The 12,726-nt window shown below is 41.2% G+C and carries 12 protein-coding genes; 3 read left to right on the top strand and 9 right to left on the bottom strand.

Going from position 1 to position 12,726, the window contains the following annotated elements:
* Positions 1 to 6: 6 nt before the first annotated feature.
* Positions 7 to 411: an RNA polymerase sigma factor gene (locus K364_RS0111985; RefSeq protein WP_028308221.1), complete on the bottom strand. Its 405-nt coding sequence runs from the start codon at positions 409 to 411 to the stop codon at positions 7 to 9.
* Positions 412 to 732: 321 nt separating this feature from the next.
* Positions 733 to 1,278: a hypothetical protein gene (locus K364_RS0111980; RefSeq protein WP_051534027.1), complete on the bottom strand. Its 546-nt coding sequence runs from the start codon at positions 1,276 to 1,278 to the stop codon at positions 733 to 735.
* 248 nt (positions 1,279 to 1,526) lie between these two features.
* Between K364_RS0111980 and K364_RS27300 the strand changes: the two genes are divergently transcribed.
* From K364_RS27300 to K364_RS0111965, 3 genes are all read left to right on the top strand, one after another.
* Positions 1,527 to 3,020, top strand: coding sequence for a hypothetical protein (locus K364_RS27300; protein WP_035269200.1), 1,494 nt, complete (start codon positions 1,527 to 1,529; stop codon positions 3,018 to 3,020).
* A 313-nt stretch (positions 3,021 to 3,333) separates the two neighbouring features.
* Positions 3,334 to 3,783: a helix-turn-helix domain-containing protein gene (locus K364_RS0111970; protein ID WP_028308218.1), complete on the top strand. Its 450-nt coding sequence runs from the start codon at positions 3,334 to 3,336 to the stop codon at positions 3,781 to 3,783.
* 16 nt (positions 3,784 to 3,799) lie between these two features.
* Entirely contained in the window at positions 3,800 to 4,309 is a 510-nt protein-coding gene (locus K364_RS0111965; protein WP_028308217.1) for an ImmA/IrrE family metallo-endopeptidase, read from the top strand.
* Between the two features lie 86 nt (positions 4,310 to 4,395).
* On the opposite strand, the gene K364_RS26265 is transcribed toward K364_RS0111965, so the two are convergent.
* From K364_RS26265 to K364_RS0111930, 7 genes are all read right to left on the bottom strand, one after another.
* A complete protein-coding gene (locus K364_RS26265; RefSeq protein ID WP_277995582.1) occupies positions 4,396 to 4,524 on the bottom strand; it encodes an IS1096 element passenger TnpR family protein in 129 nt (42 codons plus the stop codon).
* A gap of 5 nt (positions 4,525 to 4,529) precedes the next feature.
* Complete coding sequence (locus K364_RS25665) at positions 4,530 to 5,102, bottom strand: hypothetical protein (RefSeq protein ID WP_051534026.1); 573 nt, start codon at positions 5,100 to 5,102, stop codon at positions 4,530 to 4,532.
* A gap of 34 nt (positions 5,103 to 5,136) precedes the next feature.
* Positions 5,137 to 6,549, bottom strand: coding sequence for a DUF6884 domain-containing protein (locus tag K364_RS23900; RefSeq protein ID WP_051534025.1), 1,413 nt, complete (start codon positions 6,547 to 6,549; stop codon positions 5,137 to 5,139).
* Positions 6,550 to 6,581: 32 nt separating this feature from the next.
* Positions 6,582 to 7,685 (bottom strand): DUF4268 domain-containing protein, encoded by a 1,104-nt coding sequence (locus tag K364_RS0111950; RefSeq protein WP_028308216.1) that lies wholly within the window; start codon positions 7,683 to 7,685, stop codon positions 6,582 to 6,584.
* A 216-nt stretch (positions 7,686 to 7,901) separates the two neighbouring features.
* Complete coding sequence (locus K364_RS27295) at positions 7,902 to 8,606, bottom strand: hypothetical protein (RefSeq protein WP_242841698.1); 705 nt, start codon at positions 8,604 to 8,606, stop codon at positions 7,902 to 7,904.
* Positions 8,607 to 10,052 carry a PglZ domain-containing protein gene (locus K364_RS0111935; protein ID WP_028308214.1) on the bottom strand — a complete coding sequence of 482 codons (1,446 nt, stop codon included), beginning with the start codon at positions 10,050 to 10,052 and terminating at the stop codon, positions 8,607 to 8,609. It abuts the gene before it with no gap.
* Positions 10,053 to 10,056: 4 nt separating this feature from the next.
* The gene (locus tag K364_RS0111930; RefSeq protein WP_028308213.1) at positions 10,057 to 12,723 is read right to left on the bottom strand and encodes a DEAD/DEAH box helicase; all 2,667 of its coding nucleotides are present in this window, start codon (positions 12,721 to 12,723) and stop codon (positions 10,057 to 10,059) included.
* Positions 12,724 to 12,726: the final 3 nt, after the last annotated feature.

Genomic DNA, 12,726 nt, shown 5'->3' with positions numbered 1-12,726 from the left:
AAATTTTTATTTTTCAATGATTTTTTTAAGTTTGCTGATAATGCTGTTTTTGCGAGACTGCAAAGTTGTTCTTGGCAGCTTCATTGAATCTGCCAGCTCTCTTTCTCTTTTGCCATTAAAGAACAGTTCGTTAATTATTAACCGCTCATACTCTGTCAATTCTTCAAGCGCCAGCATTAATTTCTCAAGCATGATTTTTTCAATAATAACGTCTTCAACAAGAAGTTGTGGATCACACATTTTTTGCTCGATAGGATAGTCCAGCTCGACTAGCTGGTCATAAGAAAGATTGTTCTTTATGCTGGTTTCCTCTATGTACCTTTCACGTCTTCTCATCTTGTAATAGGTGGTATATATTTCCTTGCTTACAGTAACAATTTCATTTTTCACTCTTATTTTGTATTCTTTCATCTTTCCTTCCCTCCGTTTTGCTTTGTTTGCGGGCCTTAGCAAAACAGAGAAAATCAAGGATACCGGATGTAGTACCAAAACAAACGCTTCACGGATGTCCCCTTTCCGGCAGCAAAAAAGGCCGCACGATTTTTCGTGCGGCCTTTTTTGCTGCCTATGTGCAATTTGGGGATGGGTTTCAGGGCATTAAAAAAAGCCCTCGATTCATGGCTGTATAAGCCTGAAATCAATGGCTTTAAAGTATGCAACTACCCATCATAATTATCGTAACACCCGGGCAGTTCGTATTCAGTACTTGTTATGTAGGTATTTTGTCCTTTATCAGTTCGTATTTAGTTCACATTCCGTTTGCCATATATCCCTTAGAGCAGGTATCACATATCCCCATATGGCAATGCCCATTAAATTTATAGCTTCTTTTTTTCTTTTATAAAAGGTTGTCCTCTCACAATTGAGAGATTCGATAATTTCCTTTTCCGAATACCTGTATTTTACAATGTACTGCTTGTAAAGGATATTAAAATACAAGTCCCCATAATCAGGATAATTCTTTATTTTTAACAATGCCTTGTCCACAATTTCAATAAGCCACTTGCTTTTCAATAATGAGCACAGCTTTTCTTCAAGGTCTTTCTTATTAATATTGGGGTCATAATCATCCAGGTAATCCAAGGCTTCAGCCAGACGATTGCCTCCCATGGCATAATACTCTGCTTCAATCTCGCATACCCTGTCTTCAATACACCAAACCACATCCCGGTATATTTTCAGCAACAATTTTGTTTTATGATATACCCTCTCTTCATCAATGCGCATGGAAGCTAATCCTCGTTTCAACACAACTAACGCCATTTTTTCAGTACTCATCTGTTTTCACCTCTGTTCAAAATTATGTACACTCTCGAAAAGTCAGAGAGCTTTGATTTAATATATTTTAAGGTTCAACATTTCTGTTTCCCCTCAAAGTTTTTCCTGTAACTGGTATAAAATTTTCCAGTTAAAATTTACATATCAATACATTTATGGTATCATTCTACCTTGACTTTTCCGCATCGCCCCCAAAATGGAAGTGGATGGTAATTATTGCCATATCTTCTGTTATGGAGGTTTTATTTATGTTACGAGATTGGACACTTCATTCCGATTACCAGAAAAGGCTTCGTTTGAAAATGCTTCTGCATTGCGAAACGCAAAGAAGCAGGCTGGTTGCACTGGATAAGAGCATTTCAAAGCTCTATCTACTCAACCTGGATAACCTGCTTCCTGTGATCAAGCCTTTGTACCCTGATTTAGGCCGTCCCGCCAAAAATCAGCAGGCTATTATACGATCACTCGTATTGATGCTTGACCAACAGGAATATTCTATCACAAAATGGGCTCATAAGGTAGCATCCGACCCTCTGCTTTTTGATATTTGCGGGTTTGAGGGTTCTGCCCCTGCACCGGCCTCCTATTACGACTTCCTTGTACGTCTTTGGATGGCCGACCGTAAGCTGCACCTGAAACGAAAGCTGAAAGTCAAACGCTTTACTAGCAAGCCAAAGTCAAGATTGAAGGCCGGCGAAAAGCTCCCTCCCAAGCGCTCCGGTACTGTCAAGAAATTGGTTGATAAAGCTATCCGCAGCAAACTCAGAAATTTCTGCCCGGAAGCCATCCTCCAAAAACTAATTGCCCGTTGCGTCGTGGATACTTCACACCAGATGGGCATTTTGGGCAATAAAGATGATTTCTCCGTTGCTTTTGACGGCTCTCCCTTCTATTCCGGCGCAAATCACTATGGGGTAAAAGTGTGCGATTGCCGCTCAAAGGGTATCTACAACTGCCAGTGCCCAAGACGCTTCTCTGACCCGGACGCTAAATGGGGCTGGGACAGTTACAGGGAACAGTGGTTCTTTGGGAACACCCTCTTTAATGTCACTGCTTCCGACAGTCCTTACGACCTGCCCATATACATCAAGATGGTTCAGGCAAGCCGCCATGACAGTATTTCCGCAGTTTTCGCCTTGGATGATATCCGAAGGCTTTACCCCAATATGCGTTTTAAAAACTTCATTGCCGATGGTGCCATGGACAATTATCCCATCTATGAACTCCTCAAGCATTATGGCATGATCCCTTTCATTTCCCTTGATTCCAGGACGAAGGCAAAGTTTCATTACCCTCATCCGGATATCCTTTGCTTCGATGACCATGGGCGTCCCATATGTCATGGCGGCATCCCCTTGGTATACTGGGGACTCTGTGAACCCTACAGGCTCAAATACCGCTGCTGGTTTGCAGTCCAAGGACTGGAGCCACCCAAAGAGTGTAAATGCTCGGATAGCAAATACGGAAATACGGTTTACATTAAACCGGACTTCGATCCGAGATTGTTTACTCCTGTGCCGCGGGATTCCGAGGCCTTTAAAGTAAAGTTCAAGACCAGAACCTCCGTCGAGCGTTCCTACAAGCGTATGTTTGAGGATTATGCCATTGAAGAATATGACTCCAGAAGCGCTATGATGAGGACTGCGCTTGCTGCCTTTGCTGTTGTTAATATTCACCTGGATGCTTGGGTTAAACATATCGGCTTCAGCTTTGTTGGATCGCTGGAACAACAAGCAGTATAGATTTCTTCAACAGCACTTTTTGAAATAGCCTTCATCGAGGCTTGTTTGCCATGCCTTTTTTCCGGTTATCTTCTCGTAACTATATGCGGTTTTCAAGGAGCAACTGTCTAATTATTGCTTTAATGCCTCTTTTTGGCTCACATTTGCCTCTTGCCAAATTTACCAGCTACTTTTCGAATATCTTCAATTATTGACATATTTTTTGTTCTCTTGTATTATAATATGTGAACAATATTTTTGTCAATGATTTTGTTCTCTTTATGAATAATTAGTGAACAATATGGTCAAAATATTACCGGAGGTGTTTTATCAAATGCAGTTTGGCGAAAAAATTAGATTATTACGCAAAAGGGCAGGCATTTCCCAGAAGGATTTTGCAGAGCAGCTCGGGATTACAAGGCGGGCTTTGGTTTATTATGAAAACGGACAGCGTTTTCCACGGGAGGCAGGACTTATTGATAAAATCGCCGGTTTCTTTAACGTATCTTCAGATTTCCTGACAGATGATAGCGAAAGCATTGCAATGACCAAGGAAGAAATATTTCTTGAGGAAGCTAAAGCAGAAGATAAGTTGAGAGGAAAAAGCGAAGCAAAAAAATTCATTGAAACTACAAAATGTTTATTTGCCGGAGGAGAATTATCAGAAGAAGATAAAGATGCGCTTTTTGAGGTATTAACCGAAATATACTTCGACTCAAAGAAAAAAGCCAAAAAGTATGGTGTACGTAAAAATAAAGGCAGCAAAAATACACCAACTGATTAGCTGCGGGGTGAAAAGTATGGAATTTATTTTGAGAGAAGCCGAGAGGTTGATCCAAAAGCATAAAACTCGAAACCCCTTTGAGATTGCCGATTGTCTTAATATTAATGTTCTCTACAGGCCGCTCGGCAAGCTTAAAGGGATTTACATATACACAAGGCGGAGCCGATATATTTGCATTAACAATGATTTGGACAGTCCTGCCAGACGATTGGTATGCGCTCACGAAATTGGCCATGACCGCTTCCACAGACACTTGGCCAAAATGAATCCCCAGGCCCAGGAGCTTATCAGCTATGATATGTCATCAAAGCCGGAAAGGGAAGCAAATGTTTTCGCTGCTGAAATCCTCTTGCCTGATGATGAGGTTATTAAACTGATAAATGACGCGGAAATGAATTTTTTCAGGGCAGCAAGGGAACTATATGTACCACCAGAATTAATGGATTTCAAATTTCAGATATTGAAAAACAGGGGCTACAGGCTTGAAGCTCCATTAAATGCTACCGGAGATTTCCTGAAAAAGTAGCACCCCGGACATCATATGTTTTAAAGATGTGCGGGGTGTTTTTGCTTTGTTTTTAATATTCAGTTTAAATCCCTTATTTCTAAATTTTAAGCACAGTAAAAAATCATTTCATCATCATGCAGTCGTTTGAAGGTAACATCCGCCGGGATAACTACCCTTCTCCATATTAGCGGTTCGGAATCAATCAATTCCATTTTTATTTGATAGGCTTTCATCCGTTTTACCTAAATTCCTTTCCCGTTATTCTTTTAATCATCTTGCAGAATTGCTTCCATTCTTCCGGAAACTTATTGTTACCATATTTTCTGATGGTTCTCCCGTCAGTAATTATTTCAATGCCCCATTGGGTCCCGTCACAGACTCCGGGTTCTACGTATTTTGCTTTCCAGTTTAACAAATCAATCTCTTTTAAACATTTAATGAATTCTTCTGCTGTTTTTGTTCGAATGGATCTTGTACTGGTTTCTTCAGAACCGCCCTCGTTGAACAGCCATGTAGTTTTAAGATTTGTCAAATCAATAGTTACACGATAATAACCACCGAAGTAACCACCCACTGATGCTTTAAGCCCTTTGATCTGGCCGTATGCGATGTCAAGCGCCTGCTCCCGGTTCCACTCATTGTTACAATCCTTGCAGTAGTATTCAGGACTGCCCTCTATAATGCAACAGCCGCCCAATTTTACTTTTCCGGCCTGGGCTTCCTGAAAAAGCTTAAAACTTGGCATGCCATATACAATTTTAACCGAATTCTTAGACCCGCATTTAGGGCATTTTTTATAATTAACAGCCACTTTTCCGCACCTCTTTGATATATAGCAGGCATTATTATTTCACTATTTCTTTGCCTTGCCTATTTCTGAGGTCATACCTGATTTTTATAGTCGAACTTTTACCGCTGGGAGTAGTATGTAAAACTTCATCGCCAGGCATCATTTTCTCGTACATAATCCTGCATATCTGCGGCATCCTGTTTTTCATGCCCATCTGCTTATGAATATCCCCTGAAACCAAATCAATATAGTCTTCGCCTATCATCTTTGCTTCCTGCAACAATTTTTCTATGTACTGCCTTACATCATCAGCTGTTTTCCCTTGTGAACCCGTAGCTTCAACAGCCACCCTGACACTATCCTCTGCTTTTTGTACACGTGTTCTACGCCCCGTATTGTTTCTGTAACTATCGTTTCCAAATCTAGCAAGCCACTTAACCAGCTCTAATTCTTCATCAGATAAAGGTTGTCCCTGCAAACCCTGTCTATTCCAAAGGCCGCTGCTTGCAATCTCCGACATAGGGCTATTCAAACCAAGCCAATTGCTGCTCGGGCCAAATGATGGATGCCTGTTAAGTGATGCAATAATACCTTCTTCTAACCTCAACCGCTCAGCTTCTTCATCAACCGGAAAACAGACAAAGGTGATGTTGTCCCTTAAATATCGGCTAATTTTTGCCTCAAGTTCAGTTTCAAGCTCTTCATTTATTAAGTGTCCATAGTTTCTTTCATTTTCAGAATTATGCATATCAATTTCCCACACTTGTAAATATGGATCCGAAGTCATTTTCAAAAAAGCACGACCGATGTTTTTACGGAAAATACTGCCATCAGCATCCTCTTTCACAAAATGGTCTCTCAACCTTTTCAACAAACGGTCTTGACCCCGGTGGGTACCTATGCGAACTATTCTATCCATGCCATGGTAGCTTTCGCCCTTTTCAAACATGATGTATATGCCATTTTGATAGGGAAGTCGGTCTATCATTGTCCAATCCAATCGCGGCAGACCATTAAAAAGCATATGAAGAACTATCACTTTATCTGATTCTCTTTCAAGCGTAATCAGTCTCTCTAACTCCGGAATCCATTCTCCTTGCCTCTTGCCTTTGAGAGGAAGCCAAAAATGAACCAAATGGGGCAGCAGATTTTCTTGATAAACTTCGCCGGCCAAAACAATAAACTCATCGCGTTCTAAGTCGGAAACTTTTCGTAATTCGTTTAGCACCATGTCTCCCCATGCTCGCCGTTCCTGGGCACTTTTATCTTTTAAGGTTTCGTTATAAGGTTCAATAATCATATCCTCCGGCACTAAGCCATATTTTGCGGAAAGAATAAATATTTTATCTGCAACAAGCTTTGCCAAAGCATATGCCAACCGAAACCGCGGGCTTTCTGAATATAAGTCTCTTGCTGGGCATTTATATGCTTTTTTTCTGCTGGTGCATGAAATCAAAGCAATTCTCAATTTTTCTTCACTCCTGATATCACTTAATACATTTACTTCTTATATTTCTTCAGATAATCCCTCAGAGCCTTTTCAAAACGCTCCATCCGTTCAGTTAGTTCGGTAATGATGAAATCCCAATTCTCCCTGTCATAAGAGTTTTTGTCAATACTGGAGCTTATCCGGCTTGCCCTTTTATCATCCAAACGTTCCCAGGTCATTGCTTCTCCAAAAGCTGTCTCTATTGCTTCCTTGCTTTGGTGCAAATAGTCGAACAGCTTTTTATTCTCAGCTTTATCCACCGTATCTATGTAAAGCTCCACTCTTGCATATGCCTTTGAAATAGCGAATGTAAAAGGTACTCCCGCTATGCCCGAACCTGCATTTATCCAGTTATCTTTTTTCGGACTGATATTCTTAAACAACTCGCTTTTCTTGGCCATCTCTTTAAGCAAAGCTGTCCAGAATTCCAAGCGTAACGCATCGGAACTTTTTAATCTATTCTCAATCATGATATCATCCTGGGCTTTTTCAGCCATTTTAATCACATAATCCTCGGCATCCTTCATTGGTATAATCTGTTCGATATCAAGGAATAACTCGTCGTCTTTTTTATAAGGGGTTACCCGAAAACACTGAATGCGGATATTATAGTTCATAAGCCATAAAACAGTGGAAGTAACTTCTTTCCTGAATTTCGCAGCAACCAGGATAATTCGTTGCCCGGTGCCTTTGTTCAGCGATATTTCATCGTATTCCTTTCCATAAAATTCACAAAGCTTTTCTTCCGCTGTTTCTCCGCTTCCACACCTGGTAAGATAGTCCTGAAATATAACTCTGATTTCTTCCTTGGATAAGCTGGAACAGTAAGATGCATATTTCAAGGCCTGCCAGGTTACATCCCGACCGGAATCGTCCAGCTTGTTTTCAATAATCACCAGGTTGCCGTCTTTATCCAGAGCTAATAGGTCCAGCCGTTCCCTGGTATCGGCAAAGCCGTCAAATTCTTTTTGGATAATAAGCAAATCTTCTCCAAATACTGCAGGTTCATTTGCCAGCCACTCCTGCAGATGTTCCCTTTCCTTAAACCCGAGTTCTGAAAAGGTTTTCTCTTCTATCTTTGAAAGCCGGTTATTTTTCTTATCGATAAGGTACATTATCGCTTTAATACCCCCTGAAAACAAAATAAAGTGCACCTTTATTTAACAGGTACACCTAAATTATACCATAATTTTCATACAATTAGAGTTATTATAAATATATCCCTTACCTCAACTCCCGGCGACGGAACCGGCCTGAATTGTGATTTCAAAGAAAGGTTAACCCCGTATTTAGGCTAAGATTCGGGGTTTAAGCAAAATTCTTGACAGACCCTAATCCACTGTTAACACAATTTTGCCGCCAAAGTTACTTAACGTAAATAAATCCGAGTCATGCAGCCATTCGAGTGAAACAGTGTATTCAAACGGAAAAGCCTGGGGTACCGAAGAAAGCTCTGCAATTTCATAGTAGGCTCTTTCCCTTAAGTGAAGGATGGCCAATAACAACACCTGTATGGTTTTCACATCGGTAACCGGGTACTTTTTTATGCGATATACCCCAACTTTCTCATTTTCAATAGCTCCAATTTGCTTCAAGGTTTGCAATATCTTATCACTGGAATGAAACAGCGTAGTCCGTTCTCCCCACATTTCAAACAGCTTTTCCTTAAGCCAGGATGCCGCAAATGTATCCTGGATGTTAGTGAGCTTGCCTATTAAAGCACACACATCAGAGAATACAGGATATGCAACCAGCATCATGCTCCAATGCAATGCCAGTTTATTCGACTTCTCATCCTTATAAGCTTCTAAAGCTTGCTGTTTTAAAGTTGAAAGTTCCTCAGGAGTCCTCACCCATATATTCATGAGGATTTCCCGTGTTTTTCTCAGAACAGTCGGGCTCTTTATTTCAAAGGACAAGTATTCGTTCAATTCGTCTTTAATTTGCGTTTCGTTCTTTCCCTCCAGTACAAGTTCTACAGTTTTATTGAGCCATTCCAACTTAATGGAACGGGATAGTCCAATCATTTTTGCCATCTAAATTACCGCCTTTACTTTAATGAATGGGACAATTACCTCGTCAATGGAAATGCCCCCATGTGTCATCACTTCTTCATTCTTATTATCAAAAGAAACACCTGCTTCACAAACATAATAACTATAATCTTTATCCAAGTAATATCCCGGATAAGTCACGACTTTGTCTCCAAAAGAATCATTTCCTTCAGCAAAATCTTTAAGCACAAGCATTCTCTTAGATCTTGTTTCAACCTCAACACCAACATTACGGATAGCTCCTGCACCGATGCATGGGGTGTTACCGTGGTCGGATGTTATATAAATATCAAATCCCTGCTCATACAAATCTTTAATTAGGGTTTGCACCTTACCGCTTTTTGCCCAAAAGGAAACATCATTATACATTCCTATACGGCCTTGCTTTTGACCGTGAACCAAATCATCTATGTCATTGATGATAATAGCCGCAAACTTGGTAAAATGGCTGATGGGCGGATTGAAGCCCTTGGCATATAAGCTTTGCCGTTTGGAATATCCTGCGTTTTTAGCAGCCTCCATAAAACCTTTTTCTTCTTGACTTAAAGTAAAAGGATTTTCTAACTCACGCGGATACTTTCCGCTCAGCAGGCCTTGCCTGGAAATTGCCGTCGTCGTCGGTATAAGGGCATAGGTACAATGGTATTCATAGTCAATGCCTTCCAAATACCGTGAGATGACTTCAAAATCAAACAAAGACATCCCATCCACGACTATAAGAGCAGTTTTACCATGCGATATGAAATCAATCACTTTAGGCAAAATCGCAGGAGCATGTTTGTTGGTCTCACCGGAAAGCTTTTGATAGCCATCAAATATGAACTTTTCAAATTCCGCGTCAACAAAACTCGTATCGATCCATATATTTGCTTTTGCAGCGTAATAATCAATCAAGGCCTTTTTACGGGCAATCTCAATCCAGCCATTTGCAGTAATACCAGATTTGTCACCGGAAGGCAAGAGGTTTTTTATCATTAGCTCACAATAGTTTTTTATATTTCCCTTTGAAAAGACCGTATCTGAAATAAATTTTTCAGTCTTTTCCCTGGTGTCACAGGACGAATAAAGCTCCCCATAGGCAAAGCTAATCAAGTCAATGTCTTTAATATACCGGCGCACCGTATCTTCATGCAGTTTCGGAAAGATGCTTCTGAGAGAAATTTCAATCTCAAAAAACTGTTTCCTTATATCGTATGGCACATATATGTCAGAATAAACAATAACCGCATATTTATGATCAGAATTCCTTATTTCTTGCTCATACCTTAGCCGGAATGCTTCAATATCCTCATACCGGATAACCTCAAAATTCTGAGAAATAAGCAGCCTGGTATAATCAAAGGCAGCACAAAATCCGCTGGTATCAAAAATCAGCAACCGCTTTTCATATTGAATTGAAAAAAGCTCTGCTATCCGTTTCTCTATCATAATTTCACTCCATATGTACTATCAATACTGGCTTAAAGTCAGGACAGAATTTCTTGCCCGCCTGGTAATTTGCTTCTATCTCTGCCTTTTCCCGGCTTAAAGCCATAAGTTTGTGCTTCCTGATATTTTCGATCCCTATCCGCTGCGCAGCCTCGATGCGCAGGTTCAAAGCATACAAATACTTTCTGTATGTTTCTTCATTTCTTTTTTCCAGTTCTGCTTTCAGCGTTAAGAAAGTGTCGTAGGCAAATTCCTGTGACGCTGTACGGAGCTTATTCTGAGTTTCTATATCGATCTTTTCCCCTTCGCAAACAGTAATAACCCTGTCTTTGTCAAGAATAGCCTCCCATATTTTCTTACCCGCCATAGGACGCAGGATAAAATCCTGGTTAATGAAAATTGGGATAATCTTCTGCCCCTGGCTGTCAGGAGTAAGTGATATCCGCCACAGCATAAAGTAGCCCTTTTCATTCGGAAAATCTTTTATTGAAACATTTAAAAGCTGACCTCCCAAGTCTTGCTCGATTTCCTTGTTCAGGTGGCCAACAATCACAGGGTCATTAATGCTGAAATTCTCGATAGGCAAGTAGGGATTGCCCTTATAGTTTTCATAGTATGTGACCATCTGCCGCAATGCAGCTTCAAAGTCAAAAGCAGATCCTGTCCCAATCATTGAGGTAAGGTCTTTTTCTTCCTTTATGAGGTCTTTTATACGCATGGTATTTTGAACCTGCTTTTTCAAATCCTCCTCAACCGGACGAATGTTTAACTCAATATTTTTAGGATTGCGGATTGATTTCATATAAGCATCCGTAAAGTTAAGCTCAGCGGTTTCACTGTCAAGCACATCAGAATACTTGTCGATGCCAATCTCTTTAAGTATGACGGAAAGCTTTTCTTCCAACACAGCTTTTACACGGTTTTCAACAGTATCAGCCAGAATAAAATTATAAACTATCACATCTCTTTGCTGCCCGATACGGTCAACGCGCCCGATACGCTGCTCTATCTTCATCGGATTCCAGGGCAGGTCATAGTTAATAATGCAGTTGGAAAACTGCAGGTTTAGGCCCTCACCACCGGCATCGGTCGAAATAAGGATGTCCGTTTCCGTTTTAAACTCCTGCAGCACGGCATTCCGTTCCTCAATACTCATGCTGCCGTTGAGAATGGATGTTGAATACCCCCTGTCTTTCAACAGCTTTACAAGGTAGCTTTGTGTCGCCACAAATTCCGTAAAAATGATAACCTTTCTTTGCCGGTCCTCAGCAAATAAGTCATCGATAATTTCAAGTAACGGCTCAACTTTGACATCAAGATATTGGAACTCTGCCTGCTTGGCAACTGCAATGATATCGTTAAGCTGGGCAATTTCTTCTTTGATGTCCAGAGAAATGGCAGCAATGGCATCCTCCATGTTTTCTTCCAATTCCATCTCTGCAAATTCTTCTTCGGACATGGATTGATACTTGAATGCTTGCTCTTCCAGGACTTTAACACGCCGTTCCATACTTTCCCGGACGGCGCTTGTGCTGCTGGTGACCAGACGCTGCATCATAATGAGCAGGAATACGAACCACATGTTTTTGCCGCGGTTGCGCATTGCCTTGTTATAATTTTGGGCAACGTAATCCGACACCATTTCATACAGCCTGCGCTGCATGGAATGCCGTTCGTCCCAGTGCAATTCAATAGCCCTAGTAGTTCGATTCTTAAAAAGCTTATTGCCGTTATTGTCTATGGCTTCACGCTTTTCAGTCCTTATAACATAAGGAGCTACCTGCTCTTTAACAATGGCATTGATATTGGGGAAGGCCTTTTCATCAACCAGGCGTATAAGCCGCAAAAACGGCTCCGTTTTGCCATTATGGGGTGTAGCAGTCAGCAACAGCAGGTAAGGGCTGGCTGCAGCCAGGAGGTTGCCAAGCTTGTATCTGGCTACTTCCCCTGAACTCCCGGCAACCCTATGGGCCTCGTCAATCACGACCAAATCCCAGCCGCTGTTGATGATGGAATAAATCCGTTCCTCATTGTATTGGGCGATCTTTTCTTCCGTCCAGCCAACCCGTCTTTCCAAGGGCTTGATAGAATCCATGGGTGAGATAACCTGATCAAACTGCCCGTAAACGTCCTCATTTCCAGTTATCTTACGAATGGTGTCATAATCTTCCGGCAGGATAACATGGAACTTCTCGTTGAACTTGTCCTGCATTTCCAGACTCCATTGAGTTACAAGACCGGTAGGGCAGACAACCAGTATCCGCTTGATAAGTCCCCTGGTCTTTAACTCTTTAATAATGAGTCCTGCTTCAATAGTTTTTCCGAGACCCACTTCATCCGCCAATATGTATCTCACATTATTGTTTGATAAAGCCCTGTTAAGAACATGCAGCTGGTGCGGCAAAGGAATGATGCCGCTCGATAGCTTTGACAGGATGCCTTCGGAGGTTTCGTTCTTGATTTTTGAATGCATGGCAACATACCGAAGATAGCTCTCATTAAAATTTTCTTCGGGTACTTCGGCGCAAATGTCAGCAGCGGATAACTTATAAACTGTCCCGGTAGAAGCATTAAACACCTTGTAAGACACAAAGCCCCATACTTCGCTGATCTCCAATATCTGCACACGCTCATTTTTAGTTTTATCAAAAACGTAATCTCCTATGATCATTCG

Origin of the sequence: Desulfitibacter alkalitolerans DSM 16504, assembly GCF_000620305.1 — a bacterium.
GTDB lineage: Bacteria > Bacillota > DSM-16504 > Desulfitibacterales > Desulfitibacteraceae > Desulfitibacter > Desulfitibacter alkalitolerans.
This window is presented reverse-complemented; position numbering and strand designations above follow the sequence as displayed.